This window comes from Maridesulfovibrio zosterae DSM 11974, from assembly GCF_000425265.1.
Lineage (GTDB): Bacteria > Desulfobacterota > Desulfovibrionia > Desulfovibrionales > Desulfovibrionaceae > Maridesulfovibrio > Maridesulfovibrio zosterae.
The window spans coordinates 328,127-351,893 of the sequence record NZ_AUDC01000011.1 but is presented as its reverse complement, the minus strand read 5'-3'; the positions used below and the strand labels follow the sequence as shown (position 1 = coordinate 351,893).

The following is a 23,767-nucleotide window of genomic DNA, read 5'->3' as shown; positions in this document are numbered from 1 at the left end:
ACCGATGACGCCAAAAGAATCCATTTATCAGGCTGTTGTTGAAGACCAGACAGAAATGATCCGCAGGTTTTTACCTGACGGGAGACTTACTTTTGTTAACAGTGCCTTCTGTCGCTTTTATAATAAAAAGCCTGAAGAATTGCTTGGGTCAAAGTTCATGGATCTTCTTAGTAATGATGAGCGAGATTCGATTGTCCGGCAGGTTTTTTCAATCTCTCCTGAAAATCCCGAAATAATCACAGAGCCGAGCTATAAGGGGGCAGATGGAAAGATACATTTTGTACAATACATTACATCCGGCATTTTTGATGAAAATGGAAATGTTGTTGAATATCAGTCTGTCGGTAGAGATGTTACCACTCAGCGTCAGGCCGAGGCAACATTAGCTGAAGCACGTACTGCCATGGAACAGGCCAGCAGGGTAACAACTCTTGCCGTTATCGGCGGCGGCATAGCTCATGAAATAAATCAGCCTTTAAATGCTATCCGTATTCTTACTGCTTCAGCTCAGCTGCTGGCAAAAAGATCTATGCAACCGGATAGTGAGCTGGCACGTATATTGGGAGATGTTGCTTCACAGGTCGACAGGATAGATTCCATTGTAAATCACTTACGGGAACATCTGCGTCAGAACAGGACGACTGCAACTGCAACCTGTGATCTGGGGCAGGCTGTGCGTTCTGCGCTTTCTTTAATAAATGCACAGGTTCTGGCAAGAGGAATTAAAGTTGATCTAAATATTTCAATAGGGCTGCCTTCCGTAAACGGTGGTTGTATTCGCTTTGAAGAACTCGTTGCAAATCTGGTGGCCAATGCAATGCAGGCGTTGGATGAAGTGGATCAGGATGATAAAATAATACGAATTGATGTGGCAGCCCGAGGTGAAGATACCGTGGAACTTACTGTGTCCGATAATGGTCCCGGCTTTAAAAAAGGACTGGGAGAAAAAATATTTGAACCTTTTTTTTCTACTAAAGCTCCCGGTAATTCAATGGGACTGGGACTGTCTATTGTACAGACTATTGTGCAGGCTGCCGGAGGATCTATAAAGGCGGAAAATCGTGCAGATGCAGGAGCTGTGGTTAAGATAATCCTGCCAGCTGCAGATCGGAACGGAGCATAAGATGCGTATATTGCTTGTGGATGACGATACAGCCACCCGTGAGTCTCTGGCAGAATATCTGACCCTGCTGGATCATGCGGTAATTTCATGCGCTGATGCTGACAAGGCGTTGTATATTTTACAGAGCCATGATTTTGAAATGGTTCTCTCTGATATACAGATGCCCGGTAAAACAGGAATAGAATTGGTTCGAGAAGTTAAAAAAATATCTCGTCCCTACCTGCCTGATGTCGTTTTATATACTGGGCATTCAGATCTGGAACTGGCTATAGGCGCTTTGCGTGCCGGAGCATACGATTATCTGACAAAACCAATTAATCTGGAAGAACTTGGAGTTATTTTATCCCGGGTTGCCGAGCATCAATCTTTGCTGGCTGAAAATGATTTGCTGACCAGAAAGTTTGATGAGGTTGTGGCTGAAGCAACAAGTGATATAAGATCTGAATTTTCTCGGTTGCAGGATCTTCTGGAAGAACAGGCCGGTCTTGATAACATCGGTTTCTTTTCCGAACCAATGTGGCAGGTCGTTTCACAGGCCAGAAGATATCACGAAGACCGGGAGCTTCCAGTTCTCATACAGGGAGAAACCGGAGTAGGCAAAGATATCGTAGCAAAAATCATCCATTACGGTCCCGACCAGTCCCGACTCCCTTTTATTGCTATAAATTGTGCAGCTTTGCCTGCTTCTCTTTTTGAAAGTGAACTTTTCGGTTATGAGCCGGGGGCTTTTACCGGAAGTGCTGCCCGTGGAGCAAAAGGAAAAATAGATCTGGCAAAGGGAGGAACGCTCTTTCTCGATGAAATAGGGGAAATACCTGTTGAACTGCAGGCAAAATTATTACGGGTTATTGAAGACAAAAGTTTTTACCGTGTCGGTGGACTTGAAAAAATAAACACCGATATTCGAATTATAGCTGCTACAAATCTGGATCTGGGTGAGCGTATTGAACGAAATCTATTCCGTAAGGATTTATATTACCGTCTGAAAGTAGGTAGCATTATTGTTCCTCCTTTACGTGAACGGCCGGAAGATATTGTTCCGTTGGCAAAGCTTTTCCTTACAACATTTGCAAAAAAACGCGGCAAAAAATTTGCTGAGATATCTTCGGAAGCGGCAATGAAGCTCAATGAACATTCGTGGCCCGGTAATGTCCGGGAATTGAAAAACACTATTGAATGGATTTCAGTTATGCATGACGCATTTGAGCTTGTCCCTGATCATTTGAGCATCATTATGCAGAATATTGACAGATCAACTGTTTCTACTGCCGATAAAGCTGAAAATTTGCTGCTACAGACCGGCAGGAAGCGACGTAACAGACCTTCGGATCAGGAAATTGATGAAACCCTGAAGTCTACTTCCGGTAACAAAACGAGGGCCGCGGCCTTGCTGGGTATATCTATACGCATGCTTTATTACAGGCTTGATAAGAAAAAGACTGATTTTTCAAAGTAAGTAAAAAATATAACAACTTAAATTAAAAATATAATCCAGCCGGTTATAGGCTGACGATGGCTGATCTTGATTATTGAGAAATCCTGTAAAGCCGGAAGGTCTATTGACTCTATTGTGGAGATGAAATGAAACTCGATATAAGTAAACTTGATAATTTTATTGATGAAGATAAAATATGGAATATTGTCAATCAAAACACAGATGCGGATCCTGCCAGAATACAGGATATTCTAAATAAGGCCCTCGAAGCGAAGGGGCTTACTTTAGAAGAAACCGCAATTCTACTTCAGGTTGAAAATCCTGAACTGAATGAAGCTATTTTCGAAACAGCACGCAAAGTTAAAAAAGCTATATACGGTAACCGGATAGTTCTCTTTGCGCCTTTGTATGTTACTAATGAATGCAGCAACCGTTGTTCCTACTGTGGTTTTAAAGACACCAACTCTGAACTTATCCGCCGAACTCTCACTGCTGGAGAGATTAAAAAAGAAGTCTGTGTTCTGGAGGACCTAGGGCATAAACGTCTGATTCTGGTTTACGGCGAACATCCTAAATTCGGAGCAGACTGGATCGCAGAAACGGTACGTACTGTATATGATACTTTGTCTGAAAAGAGCGGACAAATTCGCCGGGTGAATATTAATTGTGCTCCATTGGATGTGGATGGTTTTCGTAAGCTGCATGAAGTCGGTATAGGAACTTATCAGTGTTTTCAGGAAACTTACCATTCTAAAACCTATTCAGACCTGCATCCCTGCGGGCATAAAAAATATTTTCTCTGGCGGCTGCACGCTATGCACAGGGCCATGGAAGCCGGAATTGATGATGTTGGAATGGGAACTCTGCTTGGTTTATACGATTACCGCTTTGATACAATTGCATTGCTTGCTCATGCTGCTGAACTTGAAAAACAATTCGGAGTCGGGCCGCATACTTTATCATTTCCACGACTGGAACCAGCACTCAATGCTGAAGTTGCTTTTAATCCACCATATCCGATTACTGACAGCCAGTTTAAAAGGCTTGTAGCTGTTTTGCGGCTTGCGGTTCCATTCACAGGACTGATTTTGAGTACTCGTGAGAACAAAGAGATGAGACGTGAACTTCTTGATATAGGAGTCTCACAGCTCAGTGCAGGGTCCCGAACTTATCCCGGAGCGTATACAGACCCCGATTATGACCGTCCCGAAGTTCAGCAATTCTGTGTGGGGGATAGCAGAAGTCTTGATGAAGTAATTAAAGAGATTGTCCAGCATGGATATATTCCTTCATGGTGCACAGCCTGTTATCGTGAAGGCCGCACAGGCGAAGAATTTATGAAACTTGCTAAAAATGGTTTTATTCAAAATTTCTGTCGTCCTAATGCCCTGATGACATTTAACGAGTATCTGCAGGATTATGCGAGTGAATCTACTCGTGATTTAGGCCGTGAACTGATTAATTCGGAAGTTGAGAATGGACCCCAGAAAGGCCGTAAAAAACTTTTAGACAGTCTGCTTCGCATTGAACAGGGCGAGCGCGATTTATATATCTAAGTTCTGATCGTAATCGGTTGGCGGGGTGACTGTTAAAAACGTCCCCGTCAGCCGGAGCTTTTTATGGAGTGAAAATGTCTTCTAATTTCCGCACAGAGAATGATGCTTTCGGGAGCATTGAGATTCCTTCTGCAGCCATGTACGGTCCGCATACAGCAAGGGCAATGCAGAATTTTAAGCTTTCAGGTCAAAGGCTTTCTTCTATATTTATCCGTTCATATGCTGAGGTAAAACTGGCTTGCGCCAGAACAAATACCAAGCTCGGTTTTTTAGAACAGCACATTGCTCAGGCTATAGAAATGGCCTGCCTTGAAATGATTGAAGGGGATCATCACGAACATATAACCGTTGATGCATTTCAGGGCGGGGCCGGAACTTCTACCAATATGAATATAAATGAGGTTCTTGCCAATCGTGCAAGTATGCTTCTCGGCAAACCTTACGGATCTTACGAAGTTCATCCCTTGCACCATTTGAATCTGCACCAGTCGACTAATGATACATTTCCTACAGCTCTCCGAGTCGCAGCTCTTCATGAGCTAAAAAGACTTGAACAGCCTATTGCCGATATGCAGGCAACCCTGCAAAGAAAAGAACAGGAATACAATAACCTGATTCGTATTGCCCGAACTCAATTGCAGGATGCCGTCCCTGTAACAGCTGGAATGACCTTTGGAGCATGGGCTGAGGCTCTTTCCCGTGACCGCTGGCGTATTTTCAAATGCAGGGAAAGAATAAAGCAGGTCAATCTAGGGGGGACCGCTGTTGGAACTGGTCTTGGAGCGCCGCGCGATTATATTTTACGTGTAACCGATGAATTGCGTCATATAACAGGTTTAAAGATAGCACGGGCCGAAAATCTGGTGGATGTGACTCAGAATCTGGACAGTTTGGTGGAAGTTTCAGCTATGCTTAAAGCTTGCGCAGTAAATCTGTTTAAAATCAGTAACGATGTACGACTGTTATCAAGCGGTCCCAGTGCCGGAATGGGGGAGTTGTGTATTCCGCCACTGCAGATAGGGTCAACCATTATGCCTGGAAAAGTTAATCCGGTTATTCCAGAAGCTGTTTCGCAGGCGGCTTTACGTGTTATGTCCAACGATTCTTTGGCCGGACAAGTTGCTGCGCTTGGCAATCTGGAGTTGAACCAGTTTATGCCGCTAATGGCTCAATGTTTGCTGGAATCATTGAATCTTTTAAATAATGCAGTCCCTATGCTGCACCGTCTTTGCCTTGAAAATGCAGTACCTGATGCAGAAAAATGTACTCGTAATGTTTATGCTGGAAAGTCTTTAATCACGATTCTGGTTCCGTATGTTGGATACGAAAAAGCAGAGCAGATTGCTCGACATGCCGATGATAATAATATTTCTATTATAGAGGCTGCAGCAAAAGAACTTGATCTTGACCCGAAGATCATTGCCGAGTTGTTCAGTCCAGACCGTATGCGTCAACTTGGATATTCTGAAGACACGTATTCAGCATTGAACTTCATTGAGGAGGAGTCATGATCTTCGCCGGTATTGAAGAGATTGGACTTCACAAAGTTTTTAAGAATGCCCGCAGACAGATTGTCCTTTATGCACCACCATATGGGAATTTTGCAAATAATGAATTCGTCAGCGGAAGTCTAAATTCCGCTCTGGCTAAAGAAAGCGGCCCTTCTCTTATGATTTTTTGCCTTCCCGATATTGATATATACCCATGGGTAGGTGAATTTATGAAAGTTTTGCGTCCAAAAGCCAGCAATGATTCAATCAGGCAGGACCTAGATCACTCACGTATTTTTTTACAGGAGCTGAAGCTGAAATTTAAGGAGCGGATCTCAATTTATGAGATGCCGATTCGTCCTTGTCTGCCCTTTCTCATAATAGATGACCGGATTTTATTTGGGCATTTTGCCTATTCACAAGTTATGACTCCTGAAGGATTCTGGTGTTCTGTTGAGGTCCCTGTTGAAAAATTATTCACCTGTGCTGAATCCGGCAGAATACCCACAAACGGAACTCATGCCGAACTTGCAGCATTTAGAATTATATCAGAGTACGCATTTGCTCTTGAAAAAGGATGTAAGGCCGATTTTCATGCTCCTGAATGAGGTTATAGATCTTCTGAAGGAGCAGGACTCTTTACTGCTGTTTAAGAATGCAAGAAAGGTACGGGATAGCATTTTCGATCGTAGCATTTTTCAACGAGGAGTTATTGAATTCAGTAATCACTGCCGGAAAAACTGCCATTATTGCGGGTTACGTATGGACAATAAAGCCCTTGGCAGATTCTCGATGGACAGGAGTTCTATCCTTGCAACTGTGAGGATAGCAATTGAATCCGGTATGGGGACAATTGTTCTTCAATCCGGCGAACAGGACTCCTCTGGCTTTGAGCATATTGGTTTTATTATTAAAGAGATTAAGAAAAATACAGAGTTAGCCGTAACCCTCTGTTTAGGCGATCAGAGTGAAGATACATATAAATTATGGCGTGACTGTGGTGCAGACCGCTATCTGCTCAAAGCTGAGACTTTTGACGAAAAGCTGCATTCCTGTTTTCGTCCCGGGCAGAGTATAAAACGACGCCTGAAAAATGTGGAGACACTTCAGAAGCTTGGCTATGAAACCGGATCTGGAATAATTACAGGATTGCCCGGCATGACTGTTGAAATTCTGGCTGAGGACCTATTGAAACTGAGCCGTCTTGCACTTGATATGATTGCTGTGGGACCGTTCGTTCCTCATCCCTGTACTCCGTTGGGAAAAAATGTTCCGGGAGCTATGGACGAGTCTCTGAGGGCAGTAGCGCTGTTGCGTATAATGAATCCCCTTTGCAATATACCGTCAACCAGTGCTTTGGATGCTTTGTCGGCTCAGGGACGTGAACTGGGACTTTATGCCGGGGCAAATGTTATAATGCCTTCGATCACTCCTGAACAGGTAAGGGCAGGATATACAATCTATCCCGGAAAGAATTCATCCACGATATCGGTCAAAGAAACTATCGGTAAGTTGCAGCAGCGTGTGTGCAATGCCGGATATCAATTATCTTCGTTGCAGGGGAAATCCCCTAATAAGAATGAACAGGATCAGGAGTTTATTAATGTCCAATAAAGCACCTAGAGGTGTCCGTATGGTGATTACTCTTGTCGGAAGGCGCAACGCAGGGAAGTCATCACTTCTTAATGCTCTTACAGGACAGGAAGTTTCAATAGTTGCAGATCATCCCGGAACGACAACAGATCCGGTTTCTAAGCATTATGAACTTCTCCCGCTTGGTCCAGTCACATTTTATGATACTGCCGGATTGGATGATACCGGACAGCTGGGAGAAAAGCGTATAGAATCTGCCCGCAGGATTCTTTATCGTACCGATATGGCTTTGCTGATTGTTGATGAAAACGGAATAGGTGGTCCAGAGCATGAAATTCTTCATACTCTTCAGGAAATGCATATTCAGGTGATTATTGTATTTAACAAAGCTGATATGTTTAGTCCTTCCCAAAGTGATATTTCATTCTGTGAATCTAGGTTGTTGCCTTACCTGATTGTATCGGCTTTTTCCGGTTCAGGTGTAAAATGTCTTAAAGATAAGTTGGTTGCATCTGCTCCGCGAGAATTTAAAGAAGAGCCTGTGTTAATAGGTGATCTTATTACTGAGGGGGACACCGTTTTATGCGTTGTTCCTGTTGATCTGGCTGCTCCCAAGGGCAGACTTATCCTCCCACAAGTACAGGTACTGCGTGATGTTCTGGACAGCGACGCCATGGGACTTACAGTTAAAGAAAGAGAACTGGGCGAAGCCCTCGAAATTCTTAAAACAGATCCGAAACTTGTAATTACGGATTCACAGGTCGTGCTGAAAGTTGCAGCTGAAGTTCCAGAGCACATACCTCTGACAACTTTCTCCACATTATTTGCACGTTTTAAAGGTGATCTTCGGGGGCTGGTTCAGGGAGCTGAAGCAATAGACAATTTGAAAGACGGGGATAAAATTTTGATGTGCGAGGCATGTTCACATCATGATGTTGCAGATGATATAGGCCGGGTGAAAATTCCGCGCTGGGTTACCCAGTACACAGGAAAGAGTCTTGAATACAACATGTATTCAGGACATGATTTTCCGGACAATCTTGAAGACTATGCGCTGGCGATACATTGCGGCGGATGCATGATGAATAGGACTGAGATGCTGCGTCGTATGCGTGAATGCTCAATGCGCGGAGTGCCGATTACAAATTATGGTATTGCCATATCCAAAGTTCAGGGGGTTCTGGACAGGATTATTAAGGTTTTTAAATTATTTTAAAAATGAACTCCTTCCTGAACTGAATCACAGTCAGCGGGGCGATTAGCCCCGTATGTCTATATTTCTACCTTATCAATCTTGCAGACATTACATGGAACAGTGAAGCTGACAGCTGTTCCTACACCTTCTTGACTCTCTATCCAGATATGTCCGCCCATCAGTTCTACGAGATGTTTTGAGATGGAAAGGCCCAATCCCGCACCGCTATATATTTTTGTCATGAAATCTTCTCCGATGGAGAATGACTCAAAAATGTACGCTTGTTTCTCCTCGGGAATGCCTGTACCGCTATCCCTGACAGTTATACAAATAACCACTGGAGATGACTCGCATGGACCAGTTTTATTTTCTGTCCATGATTTGATTGATACTTCTATTTCCCCGCTATTGGTGAAACGAAATGCGTTATTCAACAGGTTCATAAGGATTTGGCGGATACGCCCAATATCTCCATAAAGAGTTGAGGGGATATCTGTTTCCAATGAGCTGGTAAAATTTATTTCTTTTTGCTTTGCAATATCCTGATAGAGGCAAAGAACCTGATCTATACTCTCCTTTGCTTTGAAATCGGAGGGACATAGATGGACTTGCCCAGCTTCAATACTGGATAATTCCAATAGGTCATTAACAATATTAAGCATTCTGGAAGATGATTTCAATGTGTCCTGGAGAAAATCTTCCTGTTCTTCAGTGTAGGGGCTTGCCAGAAGGAGTTGAACCATTCCAATAATGCCATTGAGGGGCGTACGCAGCTCGTGGCTCATATTGGCAAGAAAACAGCTTTTTGCCTGATTTGCTAACTCAGCATCTTCTTTGGCTTTTTCAAGTTCACGAGTTCGTTCGGTGACCATATTTTGCAGCATTCGGCTTTGGTTATACAACGAAAGGTGTGTTTTTACTCTAGCCAAAACTATGGCTGGATTTACTGGCTTGATAATATAATCGACCGCTCCGATCATTAACCCTTTTTCTTCATTTTCAATCTCACTCATGGACGTCACGAATATTATTGGAATCTGACAAGTACTTCTGTCGGCCTTCATCATAGTACACACCTGATATCCATCAATTCCAGGCATCATGATATCAAGCAATACAAGATCCGGCTGTTCATTGGATAAGGCAATTTGCAGGGCTTCACCTCCATTAATTGCCACACTCACATTATAGTCAGGGATTAAAATTTCACTTAAAATATCCAAATTAGCAGGAGTGTCGTCAACAATTAAAATTCGTGCTTTATCCATTACTGCTTTCCTCCTGCTCACATTCAGCGATAAATCGGTCAACGATTTTGCTTCCTAACGTAAAGTCAAATTTATCTAGTATACCTCCTAATTCATTTGTGAATTTAGGTGCAGCATGTTTTAGCTCAGACTCCATTGAACGATAAATATGCCTGGCCTCTACATCATGTTTTTTCAGAAGATCTGACATCACTTTTAACTGAGGCAATAGCTTGTGAGTTTTTTGGGACAGAAAGATGTCAGTTTCACAATTATCTTCAGCGCTGCAACTGTCTATTTTGTTCGGTGGAAAAGTTTTGAGAATACTCTCAATAACACGCGTTCTTTCAGGCTCAAGATTTTGCAGTAGGGAGAGAGCTGTTTCAGGATTATTTTTCAAAGCTGTTTCAACTTCATGAAAAGATTGTTGCAAAATATGGGCGCCGATGTTTCCCGAAACTCCTTTCATGGTATGCGCTAGAGGGAGAGCTTCTTCATATTTTTTTATCGATATACTAGAGAAAAGTTTTGAGTATAAGTTGCTGCAGTCGTGAGCATAATTTACGAGGAGTTTTCTATAAAGCATCATGTTTCCTCTAACTCTGGCTAGAGCTTCTTCTACATTGATACCAGATAAATTTTTAAAGATGGCCGGGGGTTCTCCGTTTCTGCATACAGGAGGCAATTGTATTGATTCATGGTTCTTTTTTTCAGGCAGCCATTTGGAAATTGTTTCCATGAGTACATCAGGATCAATAGGTTTTGTGACATGATCGTTCATACCTGCCAGCAGGCTTTTCTCCCTGTCACCGACAAGGGCGTGTGCAGTCATAGCTATTATGGGGATGGACTGCAGTCTTTCATCCTCCCGGATAATCTTTACAGCCTGAAAACCATCCATTATAGGTAGCTGAATATCCATGAGTATCATATCATAAGTGTTGGTCTTGGCCATGTTAATAGCCTTCTGACCATTTTCAGCTATTGAGACGGTAACATCGGCTCCTTCTAGGATTTCGCGGGCGACTTGCTGGTTAATTTCGTTATCCTCAGCTATCAGAATATGGATCCCTGCAACGTTTGCAGGAACTCCATATCGATCTTTTTCGGGAATGCGACTTCCTACACGATAATCCTCATGGGCAAAGACATCCATAATTGTATCGAATAAAATAGAGCGATTAAACGGCTTAAGCATGAATCCATCCAGATCAATCTGTTCTGCTCTGTGACGTATTTCTTCATGACCATATGCGGTAAGCATGATGACTTTAGGGATGTTTTCAAGAAAACTGCTCCCTTTTATTTTTCGTACCAGTTCAATGCCGTCAATGTCCGGCATTCTCCAATCAGTGACGACCAGTTTGAAAGGATCTGACTTATCATGTTTATATAATAATTCTAAAGCTTGTACTCCACTTTCTGCTGTTTCAACATCGAATGTAAATGATTGTAGAACCTTATTCATTATTGTCCGTAGCATTTTGCTGTCATCAGCAACCAGCACACGCATACCTCTGATATCGTCAGGGTAGATGTAGTGTTCTTGAGAATATTTAGCCTGCAGTTTAAAAGGAATAGTGAAAATAAATTCACTGCCTTTTTCTATTTCACTTTTAAGTTCCATAGTGCCGCCCATTAACTCTACCAGACGTTTGCTGATTGTCAGCCCGAGTCCGGTTCCACCAAATTTTCTAGAGATAGATCCATCAGCCTGAGCGAAGGGTTGAAAAAGCATGGCTGATTGTTTTTGGGTAATGCCAATACCGGAATCCTTAACAGAAAATTTGATTTTAGCTATTCCGTCGGCTTCTTCAACAAGACTGGCCGAAATAATAATTTCACCTGATTCGGTGAATTTGATTGCATTTCCTGTCAGGTTTAATAGTACCTGTCCAAGGCGGAGCCTGTCACCTACAAGCAAATTGGGGACAGTACTTTCTACCATTAGTAAAAGTTCAAGCCCCTTTTGCTCAGCCTGAAGGCTAAGCATAGTGATTATATCATTAAAAACATCATCCAAAAGAAAATCTACCAGTTCCAGTTCCAGTTTATTTGCTTCTATTTTGGAAAAGTCTAAAATATCATTTATGATGCCAAGCAATGATTTAGCAGAAGTATCAATATTCGTTAGATAATTACTCTGTTTGGCGGATAAATTTGTTTTAAGAGCCAGGTGAGTTAACCCTATGATAGCGTTCATCGGGGTTCGTATTTCATGGCTCATTCTTGCCAGAAAATCGCTTTTGGCCCGGTTGGCCTCTTCTGCCGCCTGTTTAGCTCTTTCTAGCTTATGCTGTCCGGAAACTTGGGCAGCTATATATCTGGCCCTTGTTAATGCTCCAAAAAAGATTATCAGAATTATTCCGAAAAATATTATAAGATAACGGGTGAATGATCTTGAAAGCATTGTATTGATATATGCATTGGGGGTCAGGCAAACTATTCGCCACGTCCGAACATTCCCGGTGATTTCTTTTTGGGCAGCCTCATGGGAAACTGTGATCGTAGAGTAGGTATAAATTCCCTGTGGAGTAATGAATTGCCCCTCCATTGATGATTTTATATGTTCCCATGCCGAAGGATTGACGGTTCCAAATTTGAGATCTTGCCGATCTTTGTACATAAAGGCCCATTCTTGTGAATGGTCTGGGGACAAAAGCCAATAACCTTCATTGTTAAGAAGCATCGAAATCATTAAATTATTGATCGATTCACCATTTCTTATATCATTAATGATTTGTTGCCCAAGGTAATTGAGAACAACTATACCAACCCGTTGTTTTGAACTGCCATAAATTGGCATGGATATTCTGATCATAGGTTTAGCCGGCTGTTCAATTTTTCCATTTTCAACGTTAAGATCAAATGGAGAGACGAATATTTCACCTTGTTTTAACTTCAGAGATTCCTTGAAGTAATAGCGGCTGTTTTTATTTTGAAGTTTTTCTGGACTTACGGCAGCAGGGGATCCGTTATTGTTATTTATTCTTATGAGTTCCATGCCATTGTTATCTAGAATTCTGACCTGATCATAAACTTTGCGGATGTTGCACAAAGATATGAATTCTGTTTCAAGTTCAGAACGTATTGTTGATGATTTGTTTTGCAGGAACCTGCGAACATCAACATGACTGCTTACAAGTTGGATGTCGTTGAACAGACTTTTTAAATCCAGACTAACTTTTTGTGACAATAATTTATTATGCATCCTTACATTCATTTTAATGGCTTGTTCTACTGAAGTAGCCTCTTGCTGATACATAAAATAGCATCCTGCGCTAGCTAAAATAGAAAGGGTGATAGCCGTTAACAGAAAGCTGCGAATGGCCACAAGTGGCCAGCTATGAAAATTATTCATTCTTAACCCCTAAAATAAATTAAACCAGGTTATTCTTCTTATCATAAAATAATAATGTGGTATACTGCAGTCATGTAAAAATCACATAGTATGTTAAATATATTAATATTATTGTCTTTTATGGAGCGTTGTCCGAACTTTTGAAATATTAATATATGTAATGCTTTCTGCTGTTAGATGGATATGCAGTTTTGTGCTGGGACAGTAAAATAATATATAAATATATTATGAGATTCATATTTTGTGGATGTAAATTGAATGTTCAGAATTATTTATCAATCGGGGAAGTATGGAAATCAAAATAGAAGAGAAATCCATCCAGACTGTTTTGGTAGTTGACGACATATCCACGAATATTGAGATTCTCGTTGAGATCCTCAAGGATGAGTATAAGGTAAAGGTGGCTCTTAATGGGGAAGAGGCATTGAGTCTTGTGGATTCATCTTCACCTCCTGACATCGTTTTGATGGATGTTATGATGCCCGGCATGGATGGATTTGAAGTTTGCCGAAGGATGAAGGCAAATATAAACAGCCGCACTATTCCGATTATTTTTGTTACCACAAGAGATGCTCAAGATGACGAGGCTTACAGTTTTGAACTTGGCGCAGTTGATTACATAACTAAACCTGTTAATCCCGATATTGTTAAGGCTCGTGTAAGGACTCATCTGGCCTTACATAATCAGGCTATTGCATTGGAACAGCAGGTGGCTGAGCGAACAAGAGATTTATATTCAACTAGATTGGAAATCGTCAGGCGTCTCGGAATTGCAGCAGAATTCCGTGACAATGAAACAGGTCTCCATATTATTCGTATGAGCAAATACAGCCGGACCATTGCTGAGGGATACGGGCTTGGCAGCAGCGAAGCTGATATACTGCTAAATGCAGCACCTATGCATGATGTAGGCAAGATTGGTATCCCTGATAGTCTTCTCAGTAAACAGGGCAAACTTACCAATAGAGAAATGGATATTATGAAAACTCATACTGTAATAGGTGGAACTATTATAGGCAATCATGACAACGCTCTTATGAGCACAGCTAAAAGTGTTGCTTTGACTCATCATGAAAAATGGGATGGTACGGGGTATCCTAATCGGCTTTATCGTAGAAATATTCCACTTGAAGGACGCATTGTTGCAATTGCGGATGTCTTTGATGCCCTTACGTCCAGGAGACCATATAAGGATGCTTGGTCCGATGAAAAGGCTTTTGATCTACTCTTGAAAGAGCGTGGAAAACATTTCGATCCTGAGCTGGTTGAAGTATTTTTTAAGAATATTGAGGAAATCATAAGGATTAAGGAGCAGTATCGTGAGTAGAATCTGGGCTCAACTATGAAGTAAATTCAGTATTCATTTCTGATCTGTAGTTAACTCTTTATAAAATAATAAAACAAAGTCCTCACCAAATGGTAAGGACTTTGTAAGTATTCATAATTATTTTACAGCCACGTGACTATTAAAGACTGATCACATGGTAGTGCACGTAAAACTGACATTTGTGTTTCTGAAATAAAACTATCTTACCTATCGCCTAAGTATGGGTTGAAATATCCAAACCCGATCCACGGACATTCAGTTTTGATGCGTTTACGGAAATTGATGAAGCCCATGCCCGGACCGAAGTCATAGGGTTCCATAAGCTCCATGTACAAATCCGGATCGATGTTCAAGTTGCGCAACTGTATAAAGTCCAGTTTACATTCTTTAGCAACATCAGTGAGTGCGCTTATTTCAAACTCTGTATCACTTATGCCGGGAAAATAGAGGTAATTTAAAGAGACGTGAAGCCCAAGTTCTTTAGCCTTGTAAATCGTTGCTACAACGTTTTCAAATTTATATCCTTTGGGACGGTAATAGGCGTTGTAGACCGGCTCACGCAAACTGTTTAAACTGACTCTGATTGAATTAAGTCCGGCAGCAGCAAGTGGTTCCATTGCTTCAGTTATTGAGCCATTTGTATTGATATTTACTGTGCCTTTACCACCAGCGTCACGATATTTTTGAATCGTTTCGGTAAGCAGTACATGCTCAGTGAGTGGTTCGCCTTCGCAACCCTGTCCGAAAGAGAAAATCGGCCTGCGTTCACGGTGAGCATGGTAATGCATGATTTCAGTAATTTCTTCAGCTGTAGGAGTAAATTTAATACGCTCCTGAGTGGATGGAAAACCTGAATCCTCCGGCTGTTCAGAAATACACCCTATGCAGCGAGCATTACATGTCCTTGCAGTAGGAAGCGGAGCTTCAAAACGTCCAAGAGCAAGATTTTTTGCAGCAGGACATCCATAGGTCAAAGCACAACCTGCCAAATGGCGTACCAGTCTGTTTTCGGGAAATTCTTTCATGAGACGCTGAGCGCCTGCATCAATTTTTGTACGCGGTATTTTTGTAAATACCTGGCGTTTATCTTCATCTACGACTTTAGCCGTTATCCAGAATTTACCATTGGCATAGCCGACAGCTCCATATGCGAACATAGGTAATACCGGAGCATCCTCTGAGTTTGAGTAAGCAGCAAGTCCTGTCAATGTATGTCCGGGGCAGGCAAAAGCGGCAACAGCAGTTCCTTCAACTTCTTCAACTTCGCCAGTCTCAGGATTTAGTCCAATTGGATATCTACCTGGAAGCAGGAAAAATTCACTATCTGGAGGAAGTGGAATATACTCTTCAGGCTTTGGCTGTGCCAGTTCATCACCTCTGCGACACATCATCAGAAGTTCAGGGTGATCGAAAAGCTGACCGTCCTTGTCAGCAAAAACAAGCAGTGGACGGGGTTTCTTTTTAGAAGCCATTAGATGGTCCTGTTTTTTGTTATGGTTTGGGAATTGTGGTGATAAGGGTGGTTCCCTTTTCACTGGATGTTCTAAATGAAATATCACCGCCGGAGGCTCTGGCAATCAGTCGCGCGCTATATGTTCCAAGCCCGGTTCCGTTTCTCTTACCAAAGGTGGTATAGCGGTCAAAAAAATTGTTGCGGATACTTTCAGGAATTTCTCCGAGATTGTGGATCTCTGTTATGATTGAAGTGCTGTCTTCTTTCATACTAATAGTGATAATGGTGTTTTCAGGTGCTGCTTCAGCAGCATTCTTCAGTAAGTTTGAAAACATAGTGATAATGAGAGAAGCTTCTCCGTAGCAGACGATTGAGCATTCATCCTGGAGAGGTTCTCCCTCGAGCAGGGTCACAATCTCAATGTTTTTTTCCTCAACCAGCTGACTTAAATCTCCAATTCCGGCATTTATTGCGCTGTAAAGATTGAAAGGATGTGCGTCAGCAACAAGTGATCCTGTTTCAAGTCTGATGAGGGTCAATGATGTATCAATCTGACGAATCATTCTTTCACCGGTTTTGCGTAAAATTTGTGCAAGTGGCTGGTATTCTTCATCCAGCTGTGCTTCTGTTTCAAGTATGCGGGACATGCCGACAATAGTTGCAGTGGGAGAGCGCAGGTCGTGCCTAGTGATGCGCTCCATTTCCTCTCTGAGTTGCATTTGCTGTCGTTGTTTGGTTACATCTACCGCCAGCAGCATGAATACAGATGGTGCGACCTGATCGATGGTGAGATCCCAGAATCGATCATATGCATTTATTGAATTGAGAGAATGGATTCGGTAAGCTTCAATATCTGAGAAAATATTACTGCGCACATCTTCTGAAAGTTTAGATATGAATGGAAGCTCACTTTCATAGTCAAAAGTCGGTAATTGTTCATGTGCGGCTTTGTTGGCAAGTATCGGAACATTAGTTTTATCGCAAATCAGTAGAGCTGGAAAAGGAAGACTTTGCAGAATAAGCTCATAAAGTTTGGAATCATCCTCATTTTTTTTTCTTAATACAATCTGTTCCTGTAGACTATTTATTACAGAAATGATTTCCTCTTTTGAAGATGAAGCTGGAATAAATGAGACATTGTGAAATTGAAGAAGGCTCTCAAATGTTTCGGGTTTGCTTGTATCAATAACAAAAAGTGCATTCGCATTCGGGTTGACTTCACGTATTTTATTGAATGTATCATGAATATCGTCTTGCCCTGCAAAAATAATCATGTCCGGATGCTGGCTGGCGTACGTAAAGAGAGTTTCTTTAGCTCCTCTAGTCACAGATACGATATAGCCTTGTTTATGCAGCTCTGGCATAATCGTATGAAGAGTCTGATTTTTGCTCGTAATAAGAATATTCATTTTTTGGTAAGTCTCTTTATGGCTGCATTTATGTACATTTATTCACGAGAATTATTGTCGTTTGGTTGGCATAGGGTATTAATGCCTTTCTAATCTCTGTTTTCCTTTTATATTAACTTCCGGAAATTTGAAAGAAGCTGTTTGCCCACTGACTGGACTCATAGTAACTTCTTGATACTGCTACAGCGTCTAGTTTCAGTTCCTCGATAACAAACTCAAGGTTATCCCAATCGCCTGCTTCAAAAAAAGATACAAGTTCCAGATAACGATTGTAAATATTATCTTCGCCGCAAAGAGCTGCGCTTATTTCCCTCTCCAGGGGAAGGAATTTAGTGATTTTACTCATGGGCATATCAAACATAGCACCAAGAAGAGAGAAAAGGCCCAGCAAAAACATGGATTCGGGTTGCAGTCCATTTTTTGCCTCTTTAGTGACCAGTTGTAAGAAATTAGCACGTTGAGTAGCTAAAAGCGGAAGTTCAGGACTTTTTTCTTTGGATGTCAGATCTGTGAGTAGGATTACGCGTAGCCAATTCTTAAGCATTTTCCATCCGGCAAGAGTTATTGCCTGCTTAATAGAATGGATCTTTTGGGAAAAGCCAAAAGTAGGGGAATTGAGTAAGGTTAACAATCTATAGCTTATGGAAACATCGTTTTGCAATGCCTCGGCTACAATATCGAAATCAGGAGTAGGGGATTCAATGAGTTTTAGGAGTTTTAGCTTAACAGCTTCTCCTGCACGTAGCTTCCGTCCATTTATATTTTCCGGGCGTTTGAAATAAAAACCTTGAAAAAAATCAAATCCCAGTTTTTGAGCCATTTTGAACTGACTCATATTTTCAACACGCTTGGCTATCAGCTTAGTACCGTATTGTTTGGAGTGCTCGCAAATTTTACAAAGAGTTTTTTCATCTTTTGATAATACATCAATAATAACCGCATTTGCGTATGCAATCAGAAATTCTCCCTGAGGTCTGCCTTCAAAGTCATCGATAGCAATGTAATAATTGTCACGTGATAACTCTTTCAGAGCATTGATCAGGTTTGGCGTAGGTGGAGTTGTTTCAGGTATCTGGACAACTGTTTTTCCTGCCGGCAATGAATATGGAACTTTGTCCATAATTGATTTGTGAGAAAAATTAACAACGAGCTTTACATTGTCGGGCATTTTTTCGCCCGGGGCAGCACATATATCAGCAGCTACATTTAAAGTTGCATTGTAGTCATCTGAAATAATAGCACTTGTTGCGTCGCTGCTATTACGAAATAGCAGCTCATAGCCCCAGAGTTTTTGATCCTGAGTCAGAATTGGTTGACGCGCAAAGAAAATTTTGTCGTATAGTTGGTCTTGTGTTTTTGCCATTTGCTATATGCTTTAATATATTGTCTTTATTTTTTTTATTAATCTTATTTCTGAGACATGTCAGAATTAGCTCTTGTGGCATATCTAACATAGATATTTTTGAAACAGGTGATGTTTTTGAATATAATTCAATTATAAAAGCACCAAAGTTTCTATTGCGTTAAAATAATTTTGTTAAAAAAGTAAAGATCTCATTTGTGACACAAGTAATAATTTAAAAAATTAAATTTCTATGCCGCGCATGTGCAAAGTGCTGTTGGGTATAACTTGAATAATTAAGTTCATGTATATAGTTTAAACCTGAAAAGGCGGAATCGCAAATGCGATTCCGCCTGAATAAGCATGCAAATAAATCTGCAGTACGGCTTAACGCTTTGAGTACTGGAATTTTGCGCGTGCGCCGGGCTGACCGTATTTTTTACGCTCTTTCTTACGAGCGTCACGAGTCAGGAGTCCTGCACGTTTAAGTATGGGGCGCAGTTCAGGGTCAATTGCGATAAGAGCACGGGAAATACCGTGTCTTACAGCCTGTGCCTGTCCTGCAACACCACCACCATCAGCATTGACAGTAATGTCAAATTTACCGAGGTTTTTAGTGAGTTTGAGGGGCTGCTGTACAATCATCTGCAAGGTTTTACGAGGAAAGTAATCTTCGTAAGGTTTGCCGTTGACTGTTATTTCGCCGCTTCCCTGATACATACGGGTGCGTGCAACAGCATTTTTTCTTCTGCCGGTAGCGTAGTTGAAATCTTTGCTCATATTATTGCTCCACCCTTAATTAAAATTCGAGGGTCTTGGGCTGCTGTGCAGTGTGAGGATGATCAGTTCCTGAGTATACTTTCAGTTTTTTAATCATTTTTCTACCGAGGCTGCTTTTAGGAAGCATGCCGCGTACTGCGGTTTCGATAACTACTTCAGGCTTTCTTTCCAGCATAACCTTGAGGGTTCTGGATTTGATACCACCGGGGTGGTTAGTGTGCTTGTAGTAGGTCTTCTGATCCAGCTTGTTACCTGTAACTTTGATCTTGTCAGCATTAAGAACTACGACGAAATCGCCGGTGTCCATGTGAGGTGTGAACATTGCTTTGTCCTTTCCTCTCAGCTTGTTGGCGATCTGAGTTGCCAGGCGTCCAAGTACCATATTTTCTGCATCAACTACATACCACTCGTGGTTGATGTCTTCTTCCTTAGGAATATATGTTTTCATTAGAAATGCTCCTTACGTGAAATCTGGGAAGGGGATCTATAAATACATTGACCGTTAACTGTCAAGTGTAAATTTTCATTTCCTCCAGATTAGGACTCTGCAACTATCTTCTTTAGAGTTGCAAATGCTTTTTCAATTCCATTGGGGTTGGTGCCTCCGGCCTGAGCCATGTCAGGTCTTCCACCACCACCACCGCCTACCTCTGCTGCAACGGGTTTGATTAATGCGCCGGCCTTGAATCTATCGTGCAAGTCCTTGGTTACGGCGATTATCAGGGAAACTTTTTCGTCATCAACTTTGGCAGCCAGACAGATAATACCAGAATCCAGCTTGGATTTAAGTGCATCGGTCTGATCGCGCATAGCTTTGACATTTGTAACTTCGAGTTTGGCTGCAATCACTTTGATTCCGCCAATCTCTTCTACGGAACTCATAAGATCCGCTCCTGCCCCGGAAGCCAGTTTAGACTGAAGCTGGTCATTGGCCCGGGTCAGATCTTTAACCTGTGACATTAGAGCTGCTATTTTATTAGACAGCTGTCCAGGTACTGCTTTGAGCATAGCTGAGCTTTTAGCAAGCTCTTCGCGCTGCTCTTGCAGGAATACAAGTGAATTCCATCCGGTTGCAGCCTCGATACGGCGGATACCCGCAGCAACGCCTGATTCGGAAAGAATTACAAAGGTTCCGGCCTCACCTGTGGAACTAAGGTGTGTACCACCGCAAAGTTCCATGGACTCACCAGAAATATCAACGACTCTGACAACATTGCCGTACTTTTCGCCGAAGAGTGCAGTCGCTCCTTTCTGGGCAGCTTCTTTATTACTCATCTCTTGAACTTCCACTTTAGTGTCAGTAAGAATAGCACGGTTTACTTCATTTTCAACCTGACGAATCTCTTCAGGTGTCATGGCTGCAATGTGGGTGAAGTCAAAGCGCAATCTGTCCGGACCAACCAGTGATCCTGACTGCTTTACATGGTCGCCGAGAATCTTTTTGAGGGCAGCATGAAGCAGATGCGTAACTGTGTGGTTACGCTCCGTTGCCGCTCTTGTTTCTTCGTTGACCTCCAGCTTGGCTTCCTGCTCAAGGAGCAGTTCACCTTCGCTTACGAAAATTTTGCAGGCAGTAAGTTCAGGGGATGCTTTTACAGTTTCAAGAACTTCGGCATTACCGGTCATGGTGCCGACAGCGCCGTTATCGCCCATCTGACCGCCGGATTCTCCGTAAAATGGTGTTGCTGCCGTTATCATCCAGCCGCCTTGCCCCTGAGAAATACGCTCGAGGTGTTCACCTTCTTCTGAAAGAAGATTTACAATTCTGGATTCAGTCACCATATCTGTGTAACCGGTGAAGCTGTTCTTCAGCCCTGCCTCAAGAACCTGGCGGAATATGGCTGCGCTGTTTTTCTCACCGGAACCTTTCCATGCAGCTTTAGCTCGATCTTTTTGTTCTTTCATGGCTGCATTAAAACCTGGTTCATCTACGGTAAAGCCATGCTTCTCGGTGACATCGTTGATGATATCAAGAGGGAAACCGAAAGTGTCATAAAGTTTGAAAGCTGTTTCACCTGAAATTATATTCTTGCCATCTTTTTTCAGCTCTTCCATTTCATCTTCAAGGATGATGAGCCCTTTATCAAGAGTCTGGCTGAAGCGCTCTTCTTCTTCACGGACCATGCGGGCCATAAAGTCTTTATTGCTATTTAGTTCGGGGAACTGTCCGCCCATATCCTTGACTACCATCTGTACTGTTTCAAATAGAAATGGGTCAGTCAGGCCGAGCAGGCGTCCAAAGCGGAATGCTCTTCTGATCAGACGACGCAGAACGTAACCTCGACCTTCATTGGAAGGAAGAATCTGGTCTGTTATCAGGAACGCAATAGCTCTGGAGTGGTCGGCAATAACCTGCAAGGCAGTGTCAATTTCAGGATCGGCTTTGTATTTTACTCCGGCCTTTTTAGCTACAGTCTGAATCATTGGCTGAAAAAGGTCTGTTTCAAAGTTGGATTGAACACCCTGACAAACAGCTGTGATACGCTCAAGTCCCATTCCTGTATCAATAGATGGACGTGGCAGCGGAACTTGGTTGCCTTCTTCGTCCTGATCATACTGCATAAAAACTAGATTCCAGATTTCAAGATAGCGGTCACAGTCACATTTACCGATACCGCAGTTCGGTCCACAGCTCATGTCTTCACCCTGATCAATATGAACTTCAGAGCATGGACCACAGGGACCAGTATCACCCATTGACCAGAAGTTGTCTTTTTTGCCCAGCTTATAAATACGCTCAGCAGGAAAATTAACAACCTTCTGCCAGAGTTCTCCAGCCTCGTCATCGTCTTTGTAAATAGTTACATAAAGTTTTTCTTTAGGGAGATTCAGTTCTTCTGTAAGAAATTTCCAGCAGAATTTGATGGCGTCTTCTTTAAAGTAGTCGCCAAAAGAGAAGTTGCCGAGCATTTCAAAAAAAGTATGGTGGCGTGCTGTACGGCCTACATTTTCAAGGTCGTTATGCTTACCTCCAACGCGCAGACATTTTTGAGAAGTTGTAGCTCTTACATATTCTCTTTTTTCCTGACCCAGAAAGGTCTTTTTGAATTGGACCATACCTGCATTTGTGAACAGCAGGGTCGGGTCGTCTTTAGGAATAAGGGAGGAGCTTTCTACAACTGTGTGTCCGTTTTCTTCGAAAAACTTAAGGAATCTTTCTCTGATTTCACTGGCCTTCATGGGCTGTCTCCGTAAAATATATATTACCGCAAGGGTCGTTCCTTGTCGGTTTTTAAAATTTGAACCCCGAAAATCCGAGGTTCACTAATATTTATTATGGGCCAACAGGCTTTACTCTGCGCTTGCCTCTTCGTCAACCTTCTCTTCTGTCTCTTCCCCTTCTTTCATACCAAGGTGGACGAGCAGCTTATCTTCAATCTGCTGGCGCAGTTCGGGTGTTTCAATGAGGAACTGGCGTACGTTCTCTTTACCCTGCCCCAGACGCTCTGAGCCGAAAGCATACCATGCTCCGGATTTATCCACCACATTATGATCAACACCAAGGTCTAAAAGTTCCCCTTCGCGAGACATGCCTGTTCCATACAGTATATCAACAAGCGCTTCACGGAAAGGCGGAGCAACTTTATTTTTAATAACTTTGATTCTTGTGCGGGAACCGTAAACTTCGTCTTTATCCTTAAGAGTCTGGATTTTACGGATATCAAGACGGACAGACGAATAAAATTTGAGGGCATTACCACCTGAAGTTGTTTCAGGACTGCCATAACCTGTCATGCCGATCTTCATGCGGATCTGGTTGATGAAAAGTACAACTGCATTTGATTTATGAATCGTTCCGGTGAGCTTTCTCAGGGCATGAGACATAAGTCTAGCCTGTCCGCCAACCTGAGTTTCACCCATGTTGCCTTCGAGTTCAGCTTGCGGAATAAGTGCCGCAACAGAGTCAATAATTACGATATCAACTGCGCCTGAGCGAACAAGCAGGTCTGTAATTTCAAGAGCCTGTTCACCATAGTCCGGCTGTGAAATCAGCAGTTCGTCAGTATTAACCCCGAGACGTTTAGCATATTTTACATCAAGTGCGTGCTCTGCATCAACGAATGCGGCAGTTCCGCCTGCTTTCTGGCATTCAGCAATAACATGCAGTGCAAGAGTTGTTTTACCTGATGATTCAGGGCCGTATACTTCAGTGATTCTTCCTTTAGGTATACCGCCGATTCCCAGAGCCAAATCAAGGCTGATAGATCCCGTGGGAATGACCGGCATCTTTTGTGTCGCATCTGAATCAAGGCGCATGATGGAGCCTTTACCGAATTTACGTTCGATTGTGGTAAGGGCTGTACTTAAAGCGGCCTTGCGGAGTTCATCGGGGTTTACTGATTTTTTGCTCATTTTTTCTCCATTTGAGTTGGACGTTTCAACGTATTTTCTTGATTACTGTCACATGCACAAGAGCTTTGCAGCGAGTTACGGTGAGCGTCCTATGCCTGCGTGC

Annotated in this window: 17 protein-coding genes; 8 read left to right on the top strand and 9 right to left on the bottom strand. The window is 42.4% G+C overall.

Going from position 1 to position 23,767, the window contains the following annotated elements; all coding sequences use genetic code 11:
* Positions 1-4 precede the first annotated feature (4 nt).
* From H589_RS19210 to hydF, 7 genes are all read left to right on the top strand, one after another.
* Positions 5-1,123, top strand: a complete 1,119-nt coding sequence (locus H589_RS19210) for a PAS domain-containing sensor histidine kinase (protein ID WP_051249639.1) — start codon at positions 5-7, stop codon at positions 1,121-1,123.
* A gap of 1 nt (position 1,124) precedes the next feature.
* Positions 1,125-2,579 (top strand): sigma-54-dependent transcriptional regulator, encoded by a 1,455-nt coding sequence (locus H589_RS0105795; protein ID WP_027721162.1) that lies wholly within the window; start codon positions 1,125-1,127, stop codon positions 2,577-2,579.
* A 125-nt stretch (positions 2,580-2,704) separates the two neighbouring features.
* On the top strand, positions 2,705-4,114 hold the full coding sequence (hydG, locus tag H589_RS0105790) for a [FeFe] hydrogenase H-cluster radical SAM maturase HydG (RefSeq protein ID WP_027721161.1): 1,410 nt from the start codon (positions 2,705-2,707) through the stop codon (positions 4,112-4,114).
* Between the two features lie 74 nt (positions 4,115-4,188).
* Positions 4,189-5,625, top strand: a complete 1,437-nt coding sequence (locus H589_RS0105785) for an aspartate ammonia-lyase (protein ID WP_027721160.1) — start codon at positions 4,189-4,191, stop codon at positions 5,623-5,625.
* On the top strand, positions 5,622-6,212 hold the full coding sequence (locus tag H589_RS0105780) for a hypothetical protein (protein WP_027721159.1): 591 nt from the start codon (positions 5,622-5,624) through the stop codon (positions 6,210-6,212). Before H589_RS0105785 ends, H589_RS0105780 begins: the two co-directional genes overlap by 4 nt.
* A complete protein-coding gene (gene hydE, locus H589_RS0105775; RefSeq protein ID WP_027721158.1) occupies positions 6,199-7,218 on the top strand; it encodes a [FeFe] hydrogenase H-cluster radical SAM maturase HydE in 1,020 nt (339 codons plus the stop codon). The genes H589_RS0105780 and hydE overlap by 14 nt, the downstream gene beginning before the upstream one ends.
* Positions 7,208-8,413, top strand: a complete 1,206-nt coding sequence (hydF, locus tag H589_RS0105770) for a [FeFe] hydrogenase H-cluster maturation GTPase HydF (protein WP_027721157.1) — start codon at positions 7,208-7,210, stop codon at positions 8,411-8,413. The genes hydE and hydF overlap by 11 nt, the downstream gene beginning before the upstream one ends.
* Positions 8,414-8,469: 56 nt before the next feature.
* Here hydF and H589_RS19205 read toward each other — a convergent pair whose 3' ends face one another.
* Positions 8,470-9,660 carry an ATP-binding response regulator gene (locus tag H589_RS19205; RefSeq protein WP_051249638.1) on the bottom strand — a complete coding sequence of 397 codons (1,191 nt, stop codon included), beginning with the start codon at positions 9,658-9,660 and terminating at the stop codon, positions 8,470-8,472.
* Complete coding sequence (locus H589_RS20295) at positions 9,653-13,000, bottom strand: hybrid sensor histidine kinase/response regulator (RefSeq protein ID WP_051249637.1); 3,348 nt, start codon at positions 12,998-13,000, stop codon at positions 9,653-9,655. The genes H589_RS19205 and H589_RS20295 overlap by 8 nt, the downstream gene beginning before the upstream one ends.
* Positions 13,001-13,289: 289 nt before the next feature.
* Here H589_RS20295 and H589_RS0105755 point away from each other — a divergent pair, with 289 nt between their 5' ends.
* On the top strand, positions 13,290-14,327 hold the full coding sequence (locus H589_RS0105755; RefSeq protein ID WP_035075149.1) for an HD-GYP domain-containing protein: 1,038 nt from the start codon (positions 13,290-13,292) through the stop codon (positions 14,325-14,327).
* A 203-nt stretch (positions 14,328-14,530) separates the two neighbouring features.
* Here the strand turns inward: H589_RS0105755 and H589_RS0105750 are convergent, their stop codons facing one another.
* The 7 genes from H589_RS0105750 to recA all read right to left on the bottom strand — a co-directional run bounded on the left by H589_RS0105750 (position 14,531) and on the right by recA (position 23,664).
* Positions 14,531-15,799 carry a radical SAM family protein gene (locus H589_RS0105750; RefSeq protein WP_027721155.1) on the bottom strand — a complete coding sequence of 423 codons (1,269 nt, stop codon included), beginning with the start codon at positions 15,797-15,799 and terminating at the stop codon, positions 14,531-14,533.
* A 19-nt stretch (positions 15,800-15,818) separates the two neighbouring features.
* Positions 15,819-17,189 (bottom strand): sensor histidine kinase, encoded by a 1,371-nt coding sequence (locus H589_RS0105745; RefSeq protein ID WP_051249636.1) that lies wholly within the window; start codon positions 17,187-17,189, stop codon positions 15,819-15,821.
* A gap of 112 nt (positions 17,190-17,301) precedes the next feature.
* A complete protein-coding gene (locus H589_RS0105740; RefSeq protein ID WP_027721153.1) occupies positions 17,302-18,552 on the bottom strand; it encodes an EAL and HDOD domain-containing protein in 1,251 nt (416 codons plus the stop codon).
* Between the two features lie 366 nt (positions 18,553-18,918).
* A complete protein-coding gene (gene rpsI / locus H589_RS0105735) occupies positions 18,919-19,311 on the bottom strand; it encodes a 30S ribosomal protein S9 (RefSeq protein WP_027721152.1) in 393 nt (130 codons plus the stop codon).
* Between the two features lie 19 nt (positions 19,312-19,330).
* Positions 19,331-19,759 (bottom strand): 50S ribosomal protein L13, encoded by a 429-nt coding sequence (rplM, locus tag H589_RS0105730; protein WP_027721151.1) that lies wholly within the window; start codon positions 19,757-19,759, stop codon positions 19,331-19,333.
* 89 nt (positions 19,760-19,848) lie between these two features.
* Entirely contained in the window at positions 19,849-22,491 is a 2,643-nt protein-coding gene (gene alaS / locus H589_RS0105725; RefSeq protein ID WP_027721150.1) for an alanine--tRNA ligase, read from the bottom strand.
* A gap of 111 nt (positions 22,492-22,602) precedes the next feature.
* Positions 22,603-23,664 carry a recombinase RecA gene (recA, locus tag H589_RS0105720; protein ID WP_027721149.1) on the bottom strand — a complete coding sequence of 354 codons (1,062 nt, stop codon included), beginning with the start codon at positions 23,662-23,664 and terminating at the stop codon, positions 22,603-22,605.
* Between the last annotated feature and the right edge of the window lie 103 nt (positions 23,665-23,767).